The organism is Streptomyces sp. NRRL WC-3742 (assembly GCF_000720635.1).
GTDB lineage: Bacteria > Actinomycetota > Actinomycetes > Streptomycetales > Streptomycetaceae > Kitasatospora.
The window spans coordinates 12,994-35,511 of record NZ_JOCF01000054.1 but is presented as its reverse complement, the minus strand read 5'-3'; the positions used below and the strand labels follow the sequence as shown (position 1 = coordinate 35,511).

The window sequence follows — 22,518 nt, the reverse complement described above, 5'->3', positions numbered from 1 at the left end:
GCAGAAGTCGAGTTCCGGTGCGAAGCGCCTGCTTCCCGGGCACCGGGTGACGACCAGGTAGTGATCACCTCCCTCTCGAAGGAGGGCCGCATGGTCGATGCCCAGGGACGCCAGCGCCTGGACGAAGCTCTCGGCGTCCGTGGCAGCGTCACTCAGCAGCGATACGGGTGGGCTACCGCAGCAGGACGAAGGTCAGGGCAGCGGTGCCGCCCAGAGCTGTTCCGGCGAGGATCTGTGCGATGGTGTGCGCCTTGAGGATGATCCGGGACCAGCCGATGGCGATAGCACCGAGAGCGGCGGGGAGCGCCCACGGGCCGAAGACCAGCAGAAGGATCATGACTGTGCCACCCGCCACGGAGTTGTGGATCGAGATCTGCCAGCCGATGGTGACCAGCAGCGAGCACACCAGGCCGACAAGCATCGCGACGACGAGTGCCGAGACGTCAGCCGGAGCGTGCAGGGCGTAGAGCAGGGCGATCCCGGTGGCCACCGAGATGAGGCTGAGAGCCATCGGGACCACTCGCTGACGTCGGACCCGGATGTGCTTGTCGGTGAGCTCTCCGCGCTTGACGCCGAAGAGCACGATGCTGATCGGGATGACGCCGCAGAAGGCCGCGGCCAGCAGGCCCCAGCTGATGCCGGCCCAGGAGTGGGTGCTGTGCCAGCCGACGAGGAGGAGCAGGGCGATGACCAAGTTGGCCGGAGCGAGGACATCCGTGGTGACCTTCGCGGCTTTCTGGGCCGGGGTGCAGTCCGAGAAGGCCGGAGGGGCGGGCGGGGCGAAGGTCACGGGGTGGCTCCTGAGTGGGTGGAACGGGAGTTGCTGAGCCGCTCGACGTGCTGCCGAGCGAAGGTGACGGAGAGGTCCGAGAAGTAGGCGTCGGACAGCTCCATGAGAAGGCGGGCCTCGCTGTCGAGGTCGTTGCCGGCCTGAGCGGGTGCTTCCGGGCTGCTTGCTCGGGCGAGTCCTGCGGTGTGGGCCTCGCGGGAGGCTCGTAGCCAGCATGCCTCAGCGGCGGCGGTGGCCACGTGACCGCTGAGTCCGGCGTCCTCCACGTGGTCGGCTGCCCGAAGTCGGACGGACATGGGCGCGGTGCCGTTCAGAATGAGCATGGCGTCGCGGATCTCGATGGTGCGCCGGTAGAGACGACCGCGGACGTCGCGGAGGTCGAGGGCATCGAGGACCCGATTGTGCTTGCGTCCGTACCGGATCTGAGGGGCGGCCTCGCTGAGGTGGGCCCACAGCGGGTAGAGGCTGACCAGACCGCGGTACTGGAGAGCGGCGGTCCGAAACTTCGGGTACGCCGGCATGGTGCTTCCGACGGAGATCAAAAGCAACGGGACAAGCGCCAAGAGGCCGTTCAGCACGATGTCCGCGTCCGCCGGTACCGGATGTACGTCGAACCGGGCGAAGAACAGCATGGAGGCGCGGTGCACCGTGTAGATGATGCCGATGCTCGTGCCGATACAGATCAAGCGCAGACCTCGGCGGAGGAGGTCCGGCCCTGGTCGGCAGGACCACTGCCACGAGAGCCTGGAGGCTGTCAGCATGGCCCACCCGAAGTACGTGGTCCAGACCAGTGCGTACGTGAGCACCAGCGGGTCATGGGGATAGGCAGTCAGCAGATCAATGGTCTCGTGGGGGCGCTCGGCTGCGGCGAACAATGCGATCATCGCCGTGAGTGTTACCGCAGGGACGACAATCCCGAGGCGTACGGGTCGTGGGCCGCTCTTGCCTTTGTCCGGCCGCGAGCGGGCCGAAGCGCTGGCCAGGAATTCCAAGACGAAAGCCGCCGCGGTTACCGCAGAGATGTGTTTCAGCAACGCCGAGCAGCTATTGACGCCGAGGGTTGCGTCGAGCCACCGGGCAGCGTGGTCCGTCGAGAAGCACATCTCTAAGGCGAGCACGAAGAAGGCACACCACAGAGGGCGCTTTCCTCTGTTCTTCCAGGCCCCGGGTGCCCTCCAGGCTGTAATAGCCCACAAGGCGATGCAGACGCTCAGATTGATTGCGATCATTTTCGTCTACTCGGTCAGGGCATTCAAGAGATGGCTCGACAAGGGGTCATTGGGCTGGCTGGCCGCCTCCTCTGATTGGCGAATGCGACGAGCGAGCACGCCAGCGAGTCCTTCGGCCTCCTGCTCGTCTGCATGCGTATAGCTCGTGCGGCCGAGGAGGCTGACGATCCGATTGATCGGGAAGCCTGCCCACTCTTCAACTGACAGGGCCTCCGCGAGAGTTCGACGCTGGCCAGCAGTGACGGTCGGCGTCTCGTGCTCATCTGTCGGCAGGCACGAGTGGCCGAGCAGCATGTGGCACAGCTCGTGAAGAATGATGTGCGATCGGTGCAGCGGGCTAGTCGCGCTCTCGACGAATATGTGATCCGAATTCTCAAGCGCGATCCAGGCGCCGCAAGGGGTCCTGTTGGACGTTTCCCCGTGCTCTATCGCGTGTATGTGAATGGGTCGCCCGCGCCTTGAAGCGATGCTTTCGCACAGCTTCTCAATGGTGAACGGGATGGGTATGTCTAGGCTTGCCGCAACAGTAGAGAAATCGCCGCCTTCCCCGCTGTTCTGGCCGCCTTTCCTGCGCCAGTTACGCATGATCCTTTTCCCGCTCTAATTCCTCTGTGCTCTCCTTGTTTCAGGAGCTTAATACTCCAGTCGTAGATCGTGATCAGCGCGTCAGCGGCTGCCGTTATCCGGGGCTCTGAGGCCCGTGTGTACCGCTCCCCAGGGATCCAGGCCCAGGTGAGGTGACCCACCGCGCGGTCACTCCGACTGGCGCGCGCCGCGGCCGAGCGCTTCGCCGTCGCCCTCGGGGAGTCGGCGGCAGCTCTGACTGGACGTCCCATGCCGGGCCCGCGATCATTCCGACATGTCGATCACCGTCTCCGTGCCGTGCCCGGGGTGCTCGCACTTCGCCCGACCCGCCTGGTCGGCGAGTCCGGCGCCTCGCTGGGCCACGCTGGCAGGCACAGCGTGTGTGGAGTGGGCGGACGGCTCTCCTCCCGGCCTGCCGTTGGGAGTGAGTGAGCCATTCCTCAGGTCCGAGTCGCTGCCGCTGCCCGGCGAGGAGCGGGTGGTCAGGATACGCGGCCCCTTTCTCACCGACGGACGAGCCCCGTTCTGGGCTTTCTTCGCGCCTGCTCTTGCGGCGCTGAACGGGCTGGACGACTATCCGGAGCTGATGCCCGACTGCGCGATGGCCGCCTGCACGCCCCTTGCCGTGCTCGCCCACGAAGGTGGGTACGCCTGGCTGCGGGTCCGGGTGGAGGAGGTCACCAAGATGGTCGAGGCCACTGACAGGCTCCCGCCCTCGAGCGCCGGGTCCTTGGAAGACCTGCTCCCTCCCGACAGAATCGGGGTGACATCCAGTCAGGCCGCTTGGGGTAGCCTGCGCTACTACGACTGGTCTTTCCAGGGCAACACCGGGCGCTGGGCGGTGTGCACCGACGACGAGCGCGGCATGGCGGTCCTACTCCACGGGGCGTGGACCTTCGATCAGGACGATGTCGCTCTCGGCCATCGTCCGCTCTCCCCGTCCGAGACCGCCCAGCTGCGGGCCGCATGGCCCGACCCCGGCCACAGCGGGTGATCCACTGCCCGAGGGCAAGGAGCGGCAGCCGGCAGCCCGTTACTGCTCCCGGCCGTGCCGGACAGCGGGCTGGCGGGAACGCAGAGCTTGATCTTCATGGTTGTTGGGCTGCTTGTCGCTGGTAGTGGCTGATGCGGGCGCGTGCTTGGTGCCGACGCCGCCATTCCGACCAGCGGAGCCAGTGGGCGGGGTCGCGAACGGGTTGCGCGAAGAGGGCTGCGAAGAGGCGTCGGATCTCGTTACAGGGCAGCGGGCTGAGTTCGGCCGCCGCGACGTTCGTGGCCCGTTCGATGGCGGCGGTGACGGCAAGGAAGGCGTGCGCGAGCATGGCGAGGGTGGTCCAGCGGTGCCAGGAGATCCAGCGGCGGGCCTGGTGCTCGTCGAGTCCGGCCAGGCCCTTGGCGGCTTGGAAGGTCTCCTCGACGGTCCAGCGGCGCCCGGCCACCTTGACCAAAGTGGTGAGCGGGATCGGGCGGGGCAAGTAGCAGCGGTAGAAGGCGAGTTCACCAGTGCGTCGGTTGCGCCGGACGAGCAGCCACCGGTGGCCGGAGCGCTCGGGCGCGCTGTCGATGTCGACCTGGGCCCAGTCGTAGAAGCGGTGGCCCTTGGCCCCGGCTCCTGCGGACAGCCGCTGCCAGGCATGTTTCGGTAGGCCGTGGGCCAGCACTCCGGCGCGGAAGACGCCCGCACGGGTGGCGATCGGCCGCTTGCGTGAGACGGCGAGGACGTAGCCAATCTGACGCCTTTCCAGCTCGGCGCTCAGGTGCGGGTCGCCGCCGTAGACCTCGTCGCCGGTTACCCATGCGGCCTGGACGCCGGCGTCCAGGGCCTGGGCGATCATCTCGGTGGCCAGGGCGGGCTTGGTGGCGAACTTCAGGCTGTCGGGTATGCCGGCCGTGCGGCACCGGTCGGGGTCCTGGGTCCAGGAGCGAGGAATGTAGAGGCGCCGGTCGATGGCGGCGTGCCCGGCCGGGACGGAGTAAACCAGGTAGACGGCCACTTGGGAATTCTCGATCCTGCCCGCGGTGCCCGTGTACTGGCGCTGAACCCCGACGCTCGCGGTGCCCTTCTTCAGGTCCCCGGTCTCGTCGACGACCAGCACAGCGTCCTCGTCGCGGAGGTGGTCGACCACGAAGTCCCGTATGTCGTCGCGGACCTGGTCAGCATCCCAGGACGCCCGGCTGAGCAGATGCTGCATGCCGGCCGGACTCGTGTCGCCAGCGTGCTCGGCGATCGTCCAGCAGTTCTTCCGCGGCAGGTCCGCGAGCAGCCCCAGCACAAACGCCCGCGCCCGGCGACGAGGCTCCACTCGCGTGAACCGGCCCGCGACCTCGGCCATCAGATCCTCGAACACCGAGTGCCACCGGGCAGGGTCTACGCTGTGGCCCACGGCCACCGGCTGATCTTCGTTTGTCGACACAACTCACGATGATCAACGGTGGCCGTCTCCGTCTCTAGGCGACCCAGCAGTACAGGCTGCTGCCCCGCCCGCCGACGCTTCGAGCCAGCCCGGCCAGATCGCCGAGGATCTTGGTCGCGACCTCCCGATCGAAGACCTCGCCCTTCGCTGCCCGCTCCTGGACCCATAGCTCGCTGACCTCAACAAGCCTCGGCAGGTCGGCAGCGGCGAGCGCGTCCTGCAAGGCTTTGGAAGCGGCCAGGACCATGGGGCCCTCTCCGTCGCTGGGGTCGGCGACGACCGCCGGTTCATCGGCTTCGACGAGCTCTTCAAAGCTCCGACCGGTGAGGATGCTCTCCCACTCGATCATCGCCTCTTCAATATCGAAGTTGCCGAACACCAGCGACTCGAAGGCCTCGTCGGGCCCGCGATCCACGACTGCGGCCGCAGCCTCGTCGTCCGACGCCACGAAGAACTTGATGATGAGGCTCACTGGGGCATGCTGCCTGCTCAGCCGACCCTCGTTCACCCCGTCAGCCACCACGCCGGCAGTGAGCCGAACCGCCGTCATCACCAGTCAAGTAACCATGATCGCGATCTACAGCTGGAGTACTAACCGCTGAGAGCACCCCAATCCAGCGGGTGCATCCTGAAGACCAGTGTGAGGGCGGTGTTGCCTCTTCTACCAATCGCTCCGAGCAATCCTCTGTCGATGCAGGCTGACCACTGTTGGTTCTACCCATTGAACCTGCAGGTGGGCGGCTGTACGGCAGGGCGCGAGCTTGCCGGAGGAGCGGTGCTGGACAGGCCGAAGTACGCCCGATCGAGGGACGGAGGGTCAATGAGGTGACCGGTTGCGAGCTCTGAGATCGGTCCTAATTGCGTATCATCGGACCGGTTGAGCGCGGCCGACAGGTTATGCAGGCCAGTGGAGGCGTGTGCCGCCACTGGCTTTTAAGCCCTAAAGGGCTGATGAATGCCGTCACTCATTGCACGACCAACCGCTCTTTGCAAGCCCTCCAGGGCTGGTTAGGGCTGGACACGGTGCGCCCCAAGGCGCAGGCGCCCTAGTTACCCCACGGGTTGGTTTCGGCTGGTCTCGCGGTCATCACCCGCCGGCTCCATCCCCAGTTGCAAGCCCTCAAGGGCCGATAGAGACCTTACCGGGAAAACATGCCCCTCGCGGTGGCGTACTACATCTTGTTGCAAGTCTTCCAAGGGTTTCGCGGTTCAGGACGGGCGGCGTGAGATAGCATCGACCGTCGACGACATGTGGCAGCCGGACACCATGGTCGTGTTGCAAGCCCTACAGAGCCGGTTACGACCCTTGGCCGACCGGGAGCACGGCGCCCGCCCAAGTGTGTTGCGAGCCCTCCAGGGCTGGTTGCGACCCCCTAGGAGCTGTCCGGCCGATCATGTGACCGTCGCTTGATCTGCTCGTTGTTCCGGGCATGGGGCGGGGAGAACGCGGTGATCTGTCGGATGCGGAGTGGGAACGGCTACGGCCGTTCCTGCCTGTGAGCAACGGCCGGTGCGGGCGGTGGCGTGATCACCGGCAGGTGATCGACGGGATTCTGCACCGGGTGCGGACCGGTGTGCACTGGCGTGACCTGCCGGAGCGGTTCGGTCCGTGGAAGACGGTCTACGAGCGCCACCGATTGTGGTCGGCGGACGGCACCTGGGAACGGCTGCTGCAGCAGGTCCAGGCCGCGGCCGACGCGGCGGGCGAGATTGACTGGAACGTCTCGGTGGACTCCACCATCGTGCGCGCGCACCAGCACGCCGCAGGCGCCCGGACCGACCCGCCGCCGGCGCTGGGCGCGTCAAAGGGGGACGGCGAGGTAGAACACCAGGGCGAGAGGCCGTGGCAGAGTCTCGCCGACCGCCTGGTGGAGGTGGTGAGCGAGGTGAGGGCCTGGGCCGCTCGCGCGGCGGCTTCACCAGCAAGATCCACCTGAGTGCCGACGGTCGCTGCCGCCCGCTGTCCCTGATTGTCACCGCAGGGCAGCGGGCGGACTGCACTCAGTTCATCCCGGTGCTGGAGAAGATCCGAGTTCCCCGTCTCGGGCCCGGTCGGCCCCGTAAGAAGCCCGCCAGCGTCGCTGCGGACAAGGGCTACAGCAACAGCCCTTGCCGCGAGTACCTGCGGCGGCGGGGCATCCGGCACACCATCCCGGAGAAGACCGACAGCCAGGCCGCCCGCCTGCGCAGAGGATCACGAGGCGGACGGCCCCCGGGCTTCGACGAGGAGCGGTACAAGAAGCGCAACACCGTGGAACGGGCCTTCAACAGACTCAAGAACTCCCGCGCGGTGGCCACTCGGTATGACAAGCGCGGCTACGTCTTCCTCGGCACCGTCACCGCGGCAGCAGTTGTCATCTGGCTGCGAGCTTGATGCCCTCTCACAACGCGAAGGGGCGGTACTCCAGAGCCCGATCGACCACGTCAGCGGCTGTCGGCCCCGGCCCCGTCGGCCAGAAGATCAAGTCGCTGACATGGCCGCTAGGACAGCCGAGGGCTCTGCCCAACGCCTCCAGCATGTGGGCGGCCTCCGTATCGTCGGCGTAGTCCGCATCCATGATCTTCTGCACCATTGCAACGGCAACCTCACGAGCCATCACCACTGCAACCACCCCTTCCAGGCGACTGGCAGCCTACCGAGTCTCATGATCGGCCGGACAGCTCCTAGGAGATGGACGGAGGCTCGGGCGGGTTGCCCAAGGGCGCAGGCTTGGGGCACGGCTCGTACGTGCACGGCGGTTGCGGCGTGACTGGCGGGCAGCAGCTCCCGATCTCCTGGCGCAGCTGGTCAAGTCGTTCGAGTTCGAGTGCGGCAGCCGAATTGACGGACTGTGAGATGAGCAGGAGGGTGTGTGTGTCGGCGGCAGCCGATGCGAGGTCGAGGGTCTGGGCATGCACCTCGTTGAGCAACTCGCAACCGTGTTGCGAGATCTTCTCCAGCTCACAGATCATCGTGTCGTCCTGCTTGCTGATGTGAGCCAGGGCAGTATCGGCGTACTGCACGAGGGATTCCAGCTGCTTACAGTTGGCAGAGATATCCTTGAACCCCGAAACCAGGGTCGAGTTGACCGCCTGGAGGTTCACGTTGATCTTCTGCAGCTCGTTGAATACGTCATCAATTGACGGCATGGCGGGACCCCATGTCTATAGAGGGAAGACGCGCTCCGCAACCTTTGCGAACGCCAAAATTCGCTTGATCTTCTGCTTGGCCACTTCTTTTGGTTTCTCGGCCGGGGCGTTGTCCCGGTATCCCATACGAATTTTGATCGAGCGCGCGTCCAGAACATCGAAAGTGGACGGTGGCCCACCAGGCGCAACGATGGTGGGATTTCTCGGGATGCTGACGGTCACCACTTCCTCACGGTTCGGGCCCAGTGGCCGCACGATCCCTGGACTGGCACAAGCCAGATGCTCGTCGGTCGGCACCGCCTGCCAGCCGAGGCTGAGATCGAGAGTCCGAGTGTCCTCGTGGTAGTTCAGAAAATGCGGCCGAACCATGAGATGGCGTTCGGAATCCGCATGATTGGCCAAGGTGATGGCGACGTCGATCCACTGCGGAACCGGCTCCACATAGTTCTCGGGATGTTCTGGACCACGAGGCGCGCTCAGGGCCAGCGCGAGAATCTCAATATCGGTCATCGTGAGAAGTGGGCTCCGTTTTCTTCCCGAGGAACTCCGCTGAGCGAAGCAGCTCAGCGAGATCGTAATCCACGTGGTTTCCGTATTCGGCCACCAGTCCCTCGCTGATCGACTGCCGGGTGGCAGATGCGGTCAGGAACGTCTCGCCGAGTGCGCGCAATTCGCCGGCCACTGCAACCTGGCTCGCCTTGCCGAGCAGGGAGAACGTGGGAGCGTGGACGAGCCAGGCGGTTATCCGTCGCGCGAGCTGTTCAGCGATGGAATCGACGGTGTCCTCGGCTGCGGCCAGGGCGACCAGCGCCGAGAGCCAGATCTCCAGCGGTTCGCAGATCGCCCACGCGATGTGGTCGCGGGGCTCTCGAACCGCGCACAGGCAGGCGAGGAAGTAGTCGACGCCGGAACCGACGTCGATCGACGCCGACCCCCAGGGAGCTGGCGGAAGTCCACGCGCATGCGGGCTCTGCAGCGCATTCGTCCGGAGGGCTCGCAGCTTCTCCAGGACGATCGAGTCGGCTTCCGGCCCCAGGCCCGCCTTCAGGAGTTCCGCGCGATGCTGGTCTGCGGTCTTCTGGACGAGTGCTGCCCACCCAGTGTTCGACGACTCTTGCTGCACATGGCTTTCCAGCAACTGGATAACGTCCAGGACCGGGGACACCAGCGCGGCCTTCAGAACTCCGTGAAGCGCGGGCGACAGGCGCATGGCTGCTGCGACGAGCGGACTGAAGCGATAATACTCCGCCTCGAACGACTCGAAGAACATCGCCCCCAGAGTGGATTTCTCGACGAGGCTGTCACGCATCTCACGAAGACGGCGGACTCGTGGTTCCTCTGCAGATCCCAGAGCCGCGGTCACGATGAGACAGCTGCCCTTGCCTTTGGTGCGGTAGCTCGGGGGAAGGCAGGTAGTCGGCGCCGCACCGCAGCCGCCGATGTGGTTGTACTGATTGCGCACCGTGCAGCCGTAGTCAGCCCGGGCGACATTCTCATCCTGCTCTGCCTGGAGTTCCGGATTGTTAGAGATCGTCCCGGTGGCATAATGGTAGCCGTGGGACAGCTCGTGGAACAGGCAGATCCACGGCTCGAAATCTACCTTGATTCCGCCCAGATCGACGACGTAGTAGTCCGATCCGCCGCAGCCGGTGACGTCGTAGAAGATATTGATGGTGGAACTCTGCGGCGGGTACGTGACACCGGCCAGAGAGGTGATCGCAACCTGCCCGCTGGAGGTCGGAATCAATGCCGTGTTGTCGAGCCCGTAGACCACGACGGAGTCATTGGGAGTCCCGTTCACCACACGGTCGAAGTACTGGCGGGTGGGGGTTAGAGTCGTCGCCTTGTAGGTGACTTGGAGCAAGCCGGGATCCCCGGTCGATGACGTTCCAAGCCCTCCGTCCCCGTCGACAATCTTGAGCATGTCGGCGAGGACCTGACTGGCGTATCCGGTAAATCCGACATAGAGCGGCATCAAGACGCGAGGCGTCATGGATGTTGACGCCTCTCCTCCTTCAAGCCGACGATATTCCGATATGCGAATGATCATCAATCGCCCGCTAGAGTGAGGAACCGCGACAGCACCGCCCACTCGGCATTGGAAAGCTCACGACGGCGCACAATCCGACCAGGCGACCGTCACATGATCGGCCGGACAGCTCCTAGCCGCCGCTCACGCTCGTCCGCAGCACCGCGTTGCAAGCCCTCCGGGGCAAGTTACGACTCCGGCGGCCGTGCTGGATGTTCCACCCAACGTGCTGTTGCAAGCTTTCCAGGGCTGGTCACGACCGGAGGGCGGCGCCGTCCATGTGAGTGCTGGCCGCGGTTGCAAGCCCTCCGGGGCTGATCACGACCGGTGTTCCGGACGTGTGGCCGATGGGCAAGCCCGTGTTGCAAGCCCTCCGGGGCTGATCACGACCGGCGGGGCGGGGGTCACGACCGTGACCCGACTCCTGTTGCAAGCCCTCCGGGGCTGATCACGACCGGCACTTACTCCACCCCGTCCGGCGCCGAGGAATGGGTTGCAAGCCCTCCGGGGCTGATCACGACTCCGCCGGTACGAGACCCGGGCCGGTCACGAGTGGGGTTGCAAGCCCTCCGGGGCTGATCACGACCGGAGGTACCCGGTGAAGACCTGCAAGCACATCCTGAGTTGCAAGCCCTCCGGGGCTGATCACGACGCCAGGAGGGCAGCTCGACCACCCGAGAGGAGACCAGTTGCAAGCCCTCCGGGGCTGATCACGACCAGGGCGGCCCGGGTCGGACCGCGCCGACCCAGCACGTTGCAAGCCCTCCGGGGCTGATCACGACCCGAGGGTAAAGCACCAGGTCCGCCGGCGTGGGCGATTGGCTTGCCAAGGTCGAGCTGCGGCGACTCGACGGTAGTGCATCGCCGCAGGTCAGAGTGTTTTGGGGTAGAGCCGCGCCCGGGGAGACGCTGTTGTTGTGCAGGGGCGGCGGCGCTGCCGGAGCTCATAGCACAAACATGTGGCAATCGGTGCAAGTTGTGAGGAATGGAACGTCAATCGTTTGCATCCAACTACCTTGCTGCGTGGCCAGGTTGCTGAAAAGTCGTCGGGAGAGTGCAGTGCGGGTGAGGGTTGATGTGGTGCCGGATGCGCCTCGTGTGCGGTGGGAGGAGGTGCACGGGGCGGCGCGGGGTGTGGTGTACCGGCTGCTGAGCAGTCAGGACGAGGCGTTGGCGAACACGTTGCACAACGACGGGTGGCGGGGGAAGCCGCTGAAGCCGGTGGGGGTGGCCGGTCCGCGGTTTCTGGGGGCGCCGCGCAAGAAGGGCGTGTACTCCACGTCGCAGGATGGCTCGGTGTGGTTCGGGTCGCCGGTTCCGGAGATCGCGTCGGTGCTGGTGCGTGCGCTGGCTGGAGTCGAGGAACTGGTGTGGGGCTCCGTGCGGTTGAGGGTGCGCGGGGTGGCGTTGGACATGGACGGTGTGCTCCCGGCCGGTGACGGTCCCGTGGAGCTGGAGACGGTGACGCCGGTCGTCCTCAAGCACGAGGACCGGAACCTGCTGCCGGGCGACGAGCACTACCTTGACCGCCTCCAGCACAACCTGGCGCACAAGGCGGACGTCCTCGGCCTGCCCGCCCCGTGCGGCGTGCGGGTTCTGGAGGCGGGCCCGCGGCAGCGGTTCGCGGTGCGTGGGGCGCCGAGGATCGGGGCGCGGGTGCGGGTCGTGATGGAGGCCGATGGCCGGTTCGTGAACGCGATCCGTTCCTGGGGGCTGGGCCTGGACACGATCCAGGGGTTCGGGTGGGTGAGGTGACCGCGCTCGTCGCGACCGGCCATCCGTTGCAGCGGGCGGGGGCCTGGGCCGTGGCGGTCATCGCGGAGCGCGACGCCCCGGGCCAGGTGAGCCCGGCTGATCTGGATGCGGTGGCCTCCGTGCTGGTGGCGGACGTGCTCGCGGCCGCGACGGCGCCCAAGGACAGCAGCCGGTACGACTGGTGGAAGGTGCTGTTCGCCCTCTACCCGAACTCCAAGGCCACCCACAGCAAGAGGCCCTCCGATCGAGACGTCCTCAGGCCGGACATCGAACAGCTCTTCGCCTGGGACTCCCCGCAGGCCGCCCCGGTGAGGCCGTGCACCTTCTGCAGTACCGCCACGGCCACCGTCTGGGCGAAGACCAACCTGCCGCTGTTCGACACCAACAAGGCCCTGAACACCCTGCCCCCCGGCGTTCCCGGCTGGCCGGTCTGCCGGGGGTGCCGGATCGCGATGTGGGCGCTGCCCTACGGCGCCTGGGTGACGGCAGGCTCGGCCACCGTTCTCTCCTGCGAAGAACCGTCCGCCGAGCGGCAGTTCGCCCGCCGCAACGTACGACGTGCCCGCCGCGTGATGCAGGCCGGATTCAGCGGACTGCCCGCCGGGAGCAGGCCCGAACGCGTCGTGCTCACCGCACTGCGGGACGCGGGCAACGGTCTGTGCGCGACCACCCTGTGGTCCTTCAAGAACGACAACCAGGATCCCTGGCTGCGCGTCACCCGCACCCGGCGCGCCGTACCGGTCTTCCTCGCCACCGTCGACGGTAACGCGCCCCTGCGGCGCGGCTGGTACCTGCTGTGCCGTGCCCTGGCCCGCCCGGACGCGGGGAGGAGCGGGGCGGGGGAGGCGGCGCGGCTGCTGTTCGAGGCCGAGGACGGGCGCAGCCGCCCGCTGCTCGGACAGCTGCACCGCCTCCTCGCGGATGTCGACGACTCCTGGAACGCCGCCGACCGCGAGGCCCTGGTCCGGCTCGCCTTCACCTACGCCGAGGAGGTCTTCGGAATGGAAACGGATCTGACACCGGTGGCGACGCTGATCGCCGACTGGATCACCCGGGGCAGCAGCCCGCGCGGGCTGCTGGCCGAGTACCGCAAGGCCGCGCTGAGCGACTACGAACTCGGCGCGCTCCTGGTCAAGGCGTACACCCGCCTGCAACTGGACGGCAACGAGACCCCGCTGGCAGGACCCGAACTGTGGAAGCCCCTGATCCAGCGCCGGCCGCGAGCCTGGGAGCAGCGGATGCTCCTGTTCGCGCAGGTGTCGGTCATCCTCCAGCAACGGGGCGTCGCGGTCAGCGGCAAGGAAGCCGACCCGCGAGAAGAACGCGAGATCGAGGAGCTGGCCGAACAGCCGGCCTTCGCACACGGCCGTGACGACGACAAGTATGACGGCCACCACGACTACGAGATGGAGCGAGCGTAAATGGCTTACCTGGCTGGGACGATGGTGCTCTCCGTACAGGCGGGCGCCCCCAACAACGGGCGCGGCGAAGAAACCATGTCGCGCGTCAAGTACGCGCGGATCAGGGGCCGCAAGCACCCGTACGTGTCCGCGCAGGCGGCGCGCCGCTGGATCCGGGAGACGATGGTCGAGCGCGGCTCGGTGCCGTCGCCCGTCACCCGGGTGGGCAAGGCCCAGGGCAAGGCACAGAAGGCCAACACGCAGGCCGATCCGGTCCGTTACGCGGACGACGACCTGTTCGGCTACATGCGGGCCGGTGCGAAGAAGGACGACGAGGCGACCACCCTGCGCGACAGCCCGTTCATGCTCGGCACGCTGATGTCAGTCGAACCCGTCCACCCCACCGAGGACTTCGGCGTCATGTCCCGCGGGGTGACCGAACCCGTCCTGCACGGCCACGAGTTCTACACGGCCGACCTCGCCGCGCCCTTCCTGATCGACCTGCCGAGGATCGGTACGTTCACCCTGCCGGGGGCGGACGGGGTCGGCCGGCCGAACTACCTCACGCAGGAGCAGGCCCTGCAGGTGGCGGAGGCCGCCGCGCTCGGCGCCACCACCGAGGTCTTCCGCGACCAGCCCGCCGTACGGCTGCCGCTGGAGGAACGGCGCCGCCGCGCCGCGCTGCTGCCCGACGCGCTCGCCCACCTCAGCGGCGGAGCGAAGCAGGCCCTGCACTACGGCGACCGGGTGCCCGCACTGATGGTCCTGGTCCCCTTCAAGGGCGGCGTCAACCCGCTGGGCAACGTGATCGACAGCGACCCCGACACCGGGGTGCGCGTGCGCGGAGACGTCCTCTCCAAGGAGCTCGAGGCATGGGCGGGGGAGTGGGAGGCGCCCGTACGGATCGGCTGGCGCCCCGGCTTCCGCGACCAGGCGCGCGAGGACTTCGAGAAGCAGTGCGCGCGCGAACTGGCCGAGGGCCTCATCGTTATCGACCACCCCCGCACCGTCCTGCTCCAGCTGGCGGCCGACCTGCGCGAGGGCAAGCTCGACGACTGGTTCGACGACCCGGCCCCTCAGGGGACGCCGAGTTGAGCCCGACACCGCCGCCGCATGAACCCGTCCCGGCTCTCCGAGCGAGGTTCTACGCCCCGGTCGCCTCGTTCAGGGACCCGCTCTTCCCCGGCATCACCCGCATCCTCCCGGTGCCGCCCCCCTCCACCGTCCGCGGACTGCTCGCCGCCGCCACCGGCTCGTACACCGAACCCTTCGTCTTCGGCATGGCGGCCTGGTCGGAGGGCCACGGCATCGATACCGAGACCTACCACCCGATCGCCGTCAACGGCTCCAACCCCGCCGTCGGCGGCCGGGTCAGGGCCGTCAAGGGCGGCACCACGGCCAAGGACCGGCCCTTCCTCGCGGGTGTCCACCTCACCGTCTGGCTCCCCGGACCGGACGTCGACCGGTTCGCCCGGGCGCTGCGCCGGCCCCGCCACGGCCTGCGCCTGGGCCGCTCCCAGGACCTCGTCCACCTCACGGAGCTCGCACCCGTCGTCCTCCAGCCGGCCCGCACGGCCGTCGTCGGCCACGCGCTCGCCCCCGCTGGCAGCCACGACGTGCCCTCCGCCCACACCCATCGCCTCGCCGACACCGTCTCCACCGACCGCCTCACCACCAGCTGGTCGCAGTACCTGTGGTGCGACGACCCCGCCGGACCGGTTCCCGTCCGAGGCGCTTACCACGAAGCACCCACCGGCAGCGAGGACACCCAAGCCGTATGGCTCCTGACCCCCTGAACACCCCGCCACGACGGCGCGCCCTCACCGACCTGCGGGCGAAATCCCTGCCCCGCGACGACCCGGAACGCCTCACCGCCCACCTTCGCACCGTGCACGACACGGTCGCCAAGCTGGAAGCGCGAATCGGAGCCGCCGGCATCATCGCGACCGAACCGCTGTTCTGGACCCACGTTCGCGCAGCCGCCCTGCTGCACGACGCCGGCAAAATCGCAGAGATGTTCCAACGGCAGCTCGAACCCGGAGGAACGCCCTGGGGTGAACGGCACGAAGTGCTCTCCCTCGCCTACGTCGATCTCCTCGCCCCGGCGGCCGGATGGAGCGGAGAGGAACGCCTGCTCATCGCCACCCTCGTCGCCGCCCACCACCGGCCGCTCCACTCCGAGTCCTCCCTCGGGGGCGGCAAACCCGCACTCGCCCGGCAGTACAACGAACAGACCCGCTGGGAGGGAGCCTTTGGCCACCTCCCCGGCGGGCGGCTGCCGCAGGTCCCGCGCGGCCTGCACCAGGAATTCCTGGCCTGGCTGGCCGGATTCCTCGGCACCGAGCCGACCCCGCCCGGCCCCAACGATCCCGTGCTCGCGGAGAGGGCCCGGGTGCTCCTCCAGGAGGTCCTCGCAGCCTGGCAACTCCCGGTGAAGGCCCACCAGGGACTGCTCGTCGCCCTGGGACAGGGCGCGCTCACCCTGGCCGACCACGCCGGCTCGGCCCACGTCGACCTCCAGACCCACATGCCACTGCCGGTCGACTACCTCGCCCGGCTCCCGTACACCCCGCACCCGCACCAGCACGACGCCGGCGCGACCGTGGGGCACCTTGTCCTCGTCGCACCCACCGGGAGCGGCAAGACCGAGGCCGGACTCGCCTGGGCAGCAAGGCAGTTGGCGACAATGCCGGGCCTGCCGCGGCTCGTGTGGACCCTGCCCTACCGGGCCTCGCTGAACGCCGCCAGACGCCGCTTCCAGGAGACCCTCCACCCGGCCGCCGGCGAGAACCAGCCCGACATCGGCCTCCTCCACGGCGCCCTCGCCCGCACCCTCCTCGCCCAGGCACTGGAAGACGACTGCTGTTCCCCCACCAAGGACGACGCCCGCAAGGCCCGCGCACGAGCCAACGCCATGCGCCTGTTCACCCAGCGCCTGCGCGTCGCGACCCCCCACCAGCTCCTGGCCGCCGCCATCGCCGGACCCACCCACTCCTCCGTCCTCCTCGAACAGGCCAACTCCCTCTTCGTCCTGGACGAACTCCACGCCTACGACCCGGAGACCTTCGGCCGACTCTGCGCCGCGATGCGCCTGTGGGAACAACTCGGCAGCAGGATCGCCGTCCTGTCAGCCACCCTCGCCCCGCCCCTGCTCGCCCTCGTCGACGAGAGCCTCCACCAACCCGTCACCTGCCACCGGGCAGCACCCGGAACAGCGCCGGTGCGGCACCGCCTGGTCATCGACGACCTCCCCCTGACCGACCCCGACAGCATCGCCCGCCTGGAGGACTGGCTCAGCGAAGGCCACAGCGTCCTCGTCGTCGTCAACACCGTCGCCACTGCTCAGGAACTCTTCACCGCCCTCAACGAGCACGCCCGGCAGACGCGCCCCGACGACGCGGACGCAGCGCTCCTGCTCCACTCCCGCTTCAAGAACAAGGACCGCGACGCGATCGAGGAACGCCTGCTGCAACGCCACCCTGAACGCCGCCCCGACGAGCAGCGGCGTCGGGGTGGAATTGTCATTGCCACGCAGGCGGTCGAAGTTTCGTTGCAGCTCGACTTCGATCGGGGCGCGGTGGAGAACGCACCCATCGAGGCCGTCGCCCAGCGAGCCGGGCGTGTCAACCGCCGCGGCCTGCACCCGGACGGGCCGGTGGAGTTCCGCGTCCACCGCACCGCGAGCCACCGCCCCTACGACCAAGGCGCCGTGGACGCTGCCTGGTCGGCGCTGACCACCGTGGTGGGGGAGGGGCGCGACACGCTGAGTGAGGAGGACGTGGACCGCCTCCTGGCCCTTGCCTACGACACCGAGTGGGGTCACAAGTGGGCGGAACGAGCACGGCTGGCCCGCGACGGGTTCAGCGAGGAGTTCCTCACCTTCACCGACCCCTTCCACGACCGCACCGAACACGCCAGGAACCTCGGCGAGCGCTTCGACACGGTCGAAGTCCTCCTCCGCAGCGACATCGACGAGTACCGACAGCTCGCGGTCGGCAAGAATGCGGACCCGCTGCTCGCCGCAGGGCTGCTCATCCCGCTTCGCTACGGGCAGCTGAAGACCTACAACGCCACCTTCGACCGGGCGCTCGGAATCCACCTCATCGACGGCCAGTACGACCCCGTCCTCGGCCTTCGCCCACCCGTCGAGCCGGAGACCATCCTGTGAAACCCATCCCCTCCGACCCCGTCCACGACGCCCAGGGCCTCGGCGGCGTCCACATCAAATACCTCCACCACTGCCCACGCCAACTCTGGCTCTACACACGCGGCTACCGGCCCGAGGCCGGCAGCGACCTCGTCGCCTTCGGAGAAGTCGTCAGCGACACCACCTTCACCCGCCGCCGCGACGTCGACCTCGGCGAAGCCCGCATCGACTGGGTCACCACCGGCGCCGTCGTCCACGAGACCAAGTCCTCCCGCACCCCCTCGCCCGCCCACGACGCCCAGGTCCGCCACTACTGCCTCCTCCTCGAACGCCGAGGCGTCAGCGTGCGCGGCGGCACCGTCCACTACCCCCTCATCCGCCGCACCACCGACGTCCCCTGGAACGACGAGGCACGCGAGGCGGCCGAGACCGCCGAGGACGAAGCCCGCGCCGTCATCGCCGCCACCGCACCACCCGACCGCCAACCCCGCGCCGCCTGCCGCGGCTGCTCCTACCTCGACTACTGCTGGGGAACCTGATGCCCGCCGCCGGCCGCACCTACTGGCTCACCGAACCCTGCCGCATCCGCCGCCAGGACAACAGCATCCGCATCGAACGCACCGACGCCAGCCCCGTCCACATCCCCATCACCGACATCCGCGACCTCGTCACCTTCGACCACGTCGACCTCAACACCTTCGTCATGTCCCTCCTCAGCCGCCACGGCGTCACCCTCCACGTCCTCGACCACTACGGCAACCACGCCGGACACTTCGCACCCGCCGAAACCATGTCCTCCGCCACCATCATCCGCCGACAGGTCGAGATCACCGGCGACCCCGAACAACGCCTTCCGATCGCCCGTGCGCTCCTCCTCGCGACCGCCGAGAACTTGAGCTGGGTCCTGGAGACCGACCTCCTCGACCCGGCACTCGCCACCCTGCGCGCCGCCCTGCCCAACTGCCAGGACACCGACGAACTCATGGGACAGGAAGGCAACTTCCGCCGCACCGCCTGGGCCGTCCTCGACACCCGCCTCCCCGCCTGGCTCCGCCTCAACGGCCGCAGCCGCCGCCCGCCCACCAACGCCGGCAACGCCTTCATCAGCTACCTCAACGCCCTCGTCTACGCCCGTGTCCTCACCGCCCTGCGCAGCACCCCCCTCCACCCCGCCATCGGCTTCCTCCACGCCGACACCGACCGCCGCCGCAACACCCTGGCCCTCGACCTCGCCGAACCCTTCAAACCGCTCTTCGCCGAACGACTGCTGAGGCGGGCCGCGAGCCAGAAGCAGCTCAAGCCCAGCGACTTCGAGACGGAGGTCGGCCGCGCCGCGCTCAGTACGGAAGGCCGTAAGAAGATCGCCGCCCTCGTCCGCGAGGAACTCGCGACGACGGTGTACCACCGAGGGCTCAAGCGAAAGGTCAGCTACGAGGAGATCATCCACCTCGAAGCCCTCAAACTCGTCCGCCTGTGCCTGGAGAACACCCCGTACAAGCCCTTCCGGCCCTGGTGGTAGCCGCCCATGTTCGTCATCCTGGTCTACGACACCGCCGCCGAACGCAACCCGAAAGTCCTGAAGACCTGCCGCAAATACCTCCACTGGACCCAGCGCAGCGTCTTCCAGGGCGAACTCACCGCCGCCCAGTACCGCGCCCTCACCCACACCCTCAACACCGTGATCGACCCCACCTACGACAGCATCGTGACGTACACCGCCCGATCCCCGGACATGATCGCCGCCACGACCATCGGCACCACCCTCGGCGGCCCGGGCGACATCCTGTGACCAGCACCGCTGCAGTACTCGCAGGTCGCTGCATGGCCGCGACCCGCAGTGGCGCTCGCAGGTACTCTGACCTCGGACTTTACCCTCGGGTCGTGCTCAGCCCTGGAGGGCTTGCAACCCACCTCCGGGCGGGCGATGGAGGTCCTGGTCGGCCGTCGTGCTCAGCCCTGGAGGGCTTGCAACCGGATCGCGCGGGCCCGGCCCGCCGCGCCGCGCCGGGTCGTGCTCAGCCCTGGAGGGCTTGCAACCTGTTCGCCGAACTGGACCCGCTGGGCGGGGACTTGTCGTGCTCAGCCCTGGAGGGCTTGCAACGCTGGCGCCGTGGGCCCGGGCGGCCGTGATGAGCAGCGTCGTGCTCAGCCCTGGAGGGCTTGCAACCTGGCGGACATGTGGCGGTTGCTCATCTGGGACCTCGTCGTGCTCAGCCCTGGAGGGCTTGCAACACGTCCACGACGGTGCCGGCCGGGATGGCGGCGAGCGTCGTGCTCAGCCCTGGAGGGCTTGCAACCTGTTCAGGGCCTTGGCGATCTGGTTGACGTTGTTGCGTCGTGCTCAGCCCTGGAGGGCTTGCAACAGCGCGACGTCCGCACGGACCTGCTCCGCCTGGCCAGTCGTGCTCAGCCCTGGAGGGCTTGCAACGGGGAGAGGTGTACCTGGATACAACGGCGGCACCCCGTCGTGCTCAGCCCTGGAGGGCTTGCAACGCCAGGCAGACCGGGCAGGAGAGGATCTGCACGAGGTCGTGCTCAGCCCTGGAGGGCTTGCAACGTGCCGCCCTGGACGATGTTCAGCGCGGGGTGGCCGGTAGTGCTCAGCCCTGGAGGGCTTGCAACGGTGGCCCTGGCAGCGGTAGACCGACGGCTGCCCGCGTCGTGCTCAGCCCTGGAGGGCTTGCAACGCGCACGAGCAGCCGATCCGTGCGAGGTGCTCCTCCGGTCGTGCTCAGCCCTGGAGGGCTTGCAACGCATTTCCCAGAGCTTGGTGGTGCACTCTGACCAGTCGTGCTCAGCCCTGGAGGGCTTGCAACCCGGTGACCGGGACGGTCCGTGGTGGACGGGCCGGAGTCGTGCTCAGCCCTGGAGGGCTTGCAACGCGGACTCCGCCCGTGCCGGCCGCAACATCCACCGGTCGTGCTCAGCCCTGGAGGGCTTGCAACAGACGAGCGCGGGGTTCAGCGCGCCGGCCTGGCGCGGTCGTGCTCAGCCCTGGAGGGCCTGCAACGCGCTCTGCTGGCGTACGCGCGGCCGGGCGACACGTCGTGCTCAGCCCTGGAGGGCTTGCAACAAGCGCAAGCGCGACACCCCGCCCGCCGTCGACCACGTCGTGCTCAGCCCTGGAGGGCTTGCAACACGTGCTCCATGGCCAGGACGGGGATTCCCGCGCCGGTCGTGCTCAGCCCTGGAGGGCTTGCAACTAGTCGAGGACGGTGGTCGAGCCGGGAGCGAACAGGGTCGTGCTCAGCCTTGGAGGGCTTGCAACATGCCGTGCCGGCGCAGCAGCCGCGCCTCCTAGACGGTCGTGCCCAGCCCTGGAGGGCTCGCAACCCTGGGCGAGCGCGGCGTTGAGCAGCCTGGCCTCGTGTTGTGCTCAGCCCTGGAGGGCTTCCAACTTGCTGTACGCCCCGCACACGTGCGGCACCCACGGCGAGGCCGTGCTCAGCCCTGGAGGGCTAGCAACCTGCGCTTCTCCCGGACGGCCGTAGGCTCCCTGACGTCGTGCTCAGCCCTGGAGGGCTTGCAACCGACGAGGTGGGTTCACCATCCGGCCGCGAAGCCGAGCCGTGCTCAGCCCTGGAGGGCTTGCAACAGGAGACCGGAGTGGACCTGCGGGACCACCAGCCGGGCCGTGCTCAGCCCTGGAGGGCTTGCAACCGTCCACGGCGGGGTGCCGCATGTGTGCTCGGGAGGCCGTGCTCAGCCCTGGAGGGCTTGCAACGTCGGCCGCCAGCGCAACCGGTAATGACGCGCGAGCCGTGCTCAGCCCTGGAGGGCTTGCAACAGGGCGCTGAGGTATTCGCTGCCGGGGAAGACGAAGGCCGTGCTCAGCCCTGGAGGGCTTGCAACGTGCGCCGCACGTGGACCAGGTCACCCGGGGCGAACGCCGTGCTCAGCCCTGGAGGGCTTGCAACGAGGCGTCTGCCGGGGGAGATCCGCGTCCCGGCCCGCCGTGCTCAGCCCTGGAGGGCTTGTAACGTGGCTATGTCGGACCGGTCGATCGCGCTCTGGGCGGCCGTGCTCAGCCCTGGAGGGCTTGCAACTTGGTGCCGTGCCCGTCCATGCCCGCTCCCCTGCTCGCCGTGCTCAGCCCTGGGGGGCTTGCAACCGGAGTGGTGGCGCAAGGAAGGCCCGCGCATCCCCAGCCGTGCTCAGCCCTGGAGGGCTTGCAACGCGACCACCGGCACGGGCAGTGGAGCCTCGCGCCGGGCCGTGCTCAGCCCTGGAGGGCTAGCAACCTGCGCTTCTCCCGGACGGCCGTAGGCCCCCTGACGTCGTGCTCAGCCCTGGAGGGCTTGCAACATGCTGCTGTGCGCGAGGCGGGCGGGGCGCGGACTCGAGAGTGGTGCAAAGCCCTGGAGGGCTTGCAACCTGTCCCTGCCGGACGAGGAAGGCGTCCTGCCCGACGTCGTGCTCAGCCCTGGAGGGCTTGCAACGCCGGCGCCTCCGTCAACTCAGCCGCGACGATCCGGGTCGTGCTCAGCCCTGGAGGGAGGGCTTGCAACCGGCTGGCACCGGCGAGCGGGTCACCCGGAACGCGGGTCGTGCTCAGCCCTGGAGGGCCTGCAACCGGCCTCGGACACGCTCGTGATCGACACCTGCGCGGGATCGCGATCAGCCCTGGAGGGCTTGCAACAGCATCGGCTCGATGTGCTCGCGCGCGGCGCGGGTGGACGATCTCAGCCTCGGAGCGCTTGCAACGGCGACCAGTCCGCCTCGTCCGTACCGGGCACCTCCAGACGGGCTGAGCCCTGGAGGGCTTGTAATAGGAACGCCGACTGGAACGCGTTGGTGGGCACCTCGGTCAGCCCTGGAGGGCTTGCAACCCGATGTCCTGCAGGGCCTGCACGCCGTTGGCCTTGGCGTCGTGCTCGGCCTTGGAGGGCCTGCAACATGCCGGCGGGGACCTTTGCGGTGCGCACGACGTCGGTCGCGCTCACCCCCGGAGGGCTTGCAACCGGATGAGCAGTTCGGTGGCGGTGACCTGCGATTCCGTCGTGCTCAGCCCCGGAGGGCTTGGAACATGTCGAGTACCTC

At 68.1% G+C, this 22,518-nt stretch carries 19 protein-coding genes and 2 CRISPR repeat arrays; of the genes, 10 read left to right on the top strand and 9 right to left on the bottom strand.

The annotated features are described in order from the left end of the window. Nucleotides 1-172: 172 nt before the first annotated feature. Genes IH61_RS0127005 through IH61_RS47180 form a run of 3 tightly spaced genes read right to left on the bottom strand, consistent with a single transcriptional unit; the run spans nucleotide 173 to nucleotide 2,604 of the window. Nucleotides 173-790: a hypothetical protein gene (locus IH61_RS0127005; protein ID WP_031074385.1), complete on the bottom strand. Its 618-nt coding sequence runs from the start codon at nucleotides 788-790 to the stop codon at nucleotides 173-175. Beyond that, on the bottom strand, nucleotides 787-2,019 hold the full coding sequence (locus IH61_RS0127000; RefSeq protein ID WP_158845330.1) for an MAB_1171c family putative transporter: 1,233 nt from the start codon (nucleotides 2,017-2,019) through the stop codon (nucleotides 787-789). The genes IH61_RS0127005 and IH61_RS0127000 overlap by 4 nt, the downstream gene beginning before the upstream one ends. 6 nt (nucleotides 2,020-2,025) lie before the next feature. Then, a complete protein-coding gene (locus tag IH61_RS47180; RefSeq protein ID WP_158845327.1) occupies nucleotides 2,026-2,604 on the bottom strand; it encodes a hypothetical protein in 579 nt (192 codons plus the stop codon). 274 nt (nucleotides 2,605-2,878) lie between these two features. Between IH61_RS47180 and IH61_RS0126985 the strand changes: the two genes are divergently transcribed. Further along, nucleotides 2,879-3,598, top strand: coding sequence for a hypothetical protein (locus IH61_RS0126985; RefSeq protein WP_158845324.1), 720 nt, complete (start codon nucleotides 2,879-2,881; stop codon nucleotides 3,596-3,598). Nucleotides 3,599-3,692: 94 nt separating this feature from the next. Here IH61_RS0126985 and IH61_RS0126980 read toward each other — a convergent pair whose 3' ends face one another. Both IH61_RS0126980 and IH61_RS0126975 read right to left on the bottom strand, forming a co-directional pair. Next, nucleotides 3,693-4,937, bottom strand: coding sequence for an IS701 family transposase (locus IH61_RS0126980; protein WP_078911421.1), 1,245 nt, complete (start codon nucleotides 4,935-4,937; stop codon nucleotides 3,693-3,695). A gap of 115 nt (nucleotides 4,938-5,052) precedes the next feature. Then, nucleotides 5,053-5,490: a hypothetical protein gene (locus tag IH61_RS0126975; RefSeq protein WP_031074375.1), complete on the bottom strand. Its 438-nt coding sequence runs from the start codon at nucleotides 5,488-5,490 to the stop codon at nucleotides 5,053-5,055. A 958-nt stretch (nucleotides 5,491-6,448) separates the two neighbouring features. On the opposite strand from IH61_RS0126975, the gene IH61_RS44870 reads away from it, so the two are divergent. Then, nucleotides 6,449-7,392 (top strand): IS5 family transposase gene (locus IH61_RS44870; RefSeq protein ID WP_420714002.1). Its coding sequence is split into 2 segments (ribosomal slippage): nucleotides 6,449-6,848 and nucleotides 6,848-7,392, totalling 945 coding nucleotides; the frame shifts between segments, so codons are not numbered across the junction. Between the two features lie 7 nt (nucleotides 7,393-7,399). Here IH61_RS44870 and IH61_RS0126960 read toward each other — a convergent pair. From IH61_RS0126960 to IH61_RS43210, 4 genes are all read right to left on the bottom strand, one after another. After that, nucleotides 7,400-7,591: an e9imm peptide gene (locus tag IH61_RS0126960; protein WP_234327344.1), complete on the bottom strand. Its 192-nt coding sequence runs from the start codon at nucleotides 7,589-7,591 to the stop codon at nucleotides 7,400-7,402. Nucleotides 7,592-7,682: 91 nt separating this feature from the next. After that, the gene (locus IH61_RS0126955; RefSeq protein ID WP_031074367.1) at nucleotides 7,683-8,147 is read right to left on the bottom strand and encodes a hypothetical protein; all 465 of its coding nucleotides are present in this window, start codon (nucleotides 8,145-8,147) and stop codon (nucleotides 7,683-7,685) included. Nucleotides 8,148-8,162: 15 nt separating this feature from the next. Beyond that, nucleotides 8,163-8,657, bottom strand: a complete 495-nt coding sequence (locus tag IH61_RS47175; RefSeq protein WP_158845321.1) for a hypothetical protein — start codon at nucleotides 8,655-8,657, stop codon at nucleotides 8,163-8,165. Next, entirely contained in the window at nucleotides 8,644-10,197 is a 1,554-nt protein-coding gene (locus IH61_RS43210) for a CFI-box-CTERM domain-containing protein (RefSeq protein WP_158845317.1), read from the bottom strand. Before IH61_RS43210 ends, IH61_RS47175 begins: the two co-directional genes overlap by 14 nt. Before the next feature lie 145 nt (nucleotides 10,198-10,342). Continuing rightward, nucleotides 10,343-10,958: a CRISPR direct-repeat array (repeat unit 29 nt; unit sequence GTTGCAAGCCCTCCGGGGCTGATCACGAC). Between the two features lie 355 nt (nucleotides 10,959-11,313). Between IH61_RS43210 and IH61_RS0126945 the strand changes: the two genes are divergently transcribed. The 8 genes from IH61_RS0126945 to cas2 are packed head-to-tail and all read left to right on the top strand — an operon-like array spanning nucleotide 11,314 to nucleotide 19,267. Continuing rightward, a complete protein-coding gene (locus IH61_RS0126945) occupies nucleotides 11,314-11,931 on the top strand; it encodes a CRISPR-associated endoribonuclease Cas6 (protein ID WP_234327343.1) in 618 nt (205 codons plus the stop codon). Further along, on the top strand, nucleotides 11,919-13,352 hold the full coding sequence (locus tag IH61_RS0126940; RefSeq protein WP_063763277.1) for a hypothetical protein: 1,434 nt from the start codon (nucleotides 11,919-11,921) through the stop codon (nucleotides 13,350-13,352). The genes IH61_RS0126945 and IH61_RS0126940 overlap by 13 nt, the downstream gene beginning before the upstream one ends. Beyond that, a complete protein-coding gene (cas7i, locus tag IH61_RS0126935) occupies nucleotides 13,353-14,426 on the top strand; it encodes a type I-B CRISPR-associated protein Cas7/Cst2/DevR (protein WP_031074360.1) in 1,074 nt (357 codons plus the stop codon). Beyond that, nucleotides 14,423-15,127 (top strand): CRISPR-associated protein Cas5, encoded by a 705-nt coding sequence (gene cas5 / locus IH61_RS0126930; protein ID WP_031074358.1) that lies wholly within the window; start codon nucleotides 14,423-14,425, stop codon nucleotides 15,125-15,127. The genes cas7i and cas5 overlap by 4 nt, the downstream gene beginning before the upstream one ends. After that, on the top strand, nucleotides 15,109-17,499 hold the full coding sequence (locus tag IH61_RS0126925; protein WP_031074356.1) for a CRISPR-associated helicase/endonuclease Cas3: 2,391 nt from the start codon (nucleotides 15,109-15,111) through the stop codon (nucleotides 17,497-17,499). Before cas5 ends, IH61_RS0126925 begins: the two co-directional genes overlap by 19 nt. Further along, complete coding sequence (locus tag IH61_RS0126920) at nucleotides 17,496-18,017, top strand: CRISPR-associated protein Cas4 (protein WP_037973411.1); 522 nt, start codon at nucleotides 17,496-17,498, stop codon at nucleotides 18,015-18,017. The genes IH61_RS0126925 and IH61_RS0126920 overlap by 4 nt, the downstream gene beginning before the upstream one ends. Then, a complete protein-coding gene (cas1b, locus tag IH61_RS0126915; protein ID WP_031074352.1) occupies nucleotides 18,017-18,997 on the top strand; it encodes a type I-B CRISPR-associated endonuclease Cas1b in 981 nt (326 codons plus the stop codon). Before IH61_RS0126920 ends, cas1b begins: the two co-directional genes overlap by 1 nt. A gap of 6 nt (nucleotides 18,998-19,003) precedes the next feature. Next, complete coding sequence (gene cas2, locus IH61_RS0126910; protein ID WP_031074349.1) at nucleotides 19,004-19,267, top strand: CRISPR-associated endonuclease Cas2; 264 nt, start codon at nucleotides 19,004-19,006, stop codon at nucleotides 19,265-19,267. A gap of 89 nt (nucleotides 19,268-19,356) precedes the next feature. Further along, a CRISPR array of direct repeats spans nucleotides 19,357-21,917; the repeat unit is 29 nt; unit sequence GTCGTGCTCAGCCCTGGAGGGCTTGCAAC. Nucleotides 21,918-22,518 lie beyond the last annotated feature (601 nt).

Bases quoted from the DNA above. Each gene is read 5' to 3' on its own strand.
- IH61_RS0127000 (WP_158845330.1), bottom strand. From the start codon at position 2,019: ATGATCGCAATCAATCTGAGCGTCTGCATCGCCTTGTGGGCTATTACA.
- IH61_RS47180 (WP_158845327.1), bottom strand. From the start codon at position 2,604: ATGCGTAACTGGCGCAGGAAAGGCGGCCAGAACAGCGGGGAAGGCGGC.
- IH61_RS0126985 (WP_158845324.1), top strand. From the start codon at position 2,879: ATGTCGATCACCGTCTCCGTGCCGTGCCCGGGGTGCTCGCACTTCGCC.
- IH61_RS0126980 (WP_078911421.1), bottom strand. From the start codon at position 4,937: ATGGCCGAGGTCGCGGGCCGGTTCACGCGAGTGGAGCCTCGTCGCCGG.
- IH61_RS0126960 (WP_234327344.1), bottom strand. From the start codon at position 7,591: ATGGTGCAGAAGATCATGGATGCGGACTACGCCGACGATACGGAGGCC.
- IH61_RS0126955 (WP_031074367.1), bottom strand. From the start codon at position 8,147: ATGCCGTCAATTGATGACGTATTCAACGAGCTGCAGAAGATCAACGTG.
- IH61_RS47175 (WP_158845321.1), bottom strand. From the start codon at position 8,657: ATGACCGATATTGAGATTCTCGCGCTGGCCCTGAGCGCGCCTCGTGGT.
- IH61_RS43210 (WP_158845317.1), bottom strand. From the start codon at position 10,197: ATGATCATTCGCATATCGGAATATCGTCGGCTTGAAGGAGGAGAGGCG.
- cas7i (WP_031074360.1), top strand. From the start codon at position 13,353: ATGGCTTACCTGGCTGGGACGATGGTGCTCTCCGTACAGGCGGGCGCC.
- IH61_RS0126925 (WP_031074356.1), top strand. From the start codon at position 15,109: ATGGCTCCTGACCCCCTGAACACCCCGCCACGACGGCGCGCCCTCACC.
- cas1b (WP_031074352.1), top strand. From the start codon at position 18,017: ATGCCCGCCGCCGGCCGCACCTACTGGCTCACCGAACCCTGCCGCATC.
- cas2 (WP_031074349.1), top strand. From the start codon at position 19,004: ATGTTCGTCATCCTGGTCTACGACACCGCCGCCGAACGCAACCCGAAA.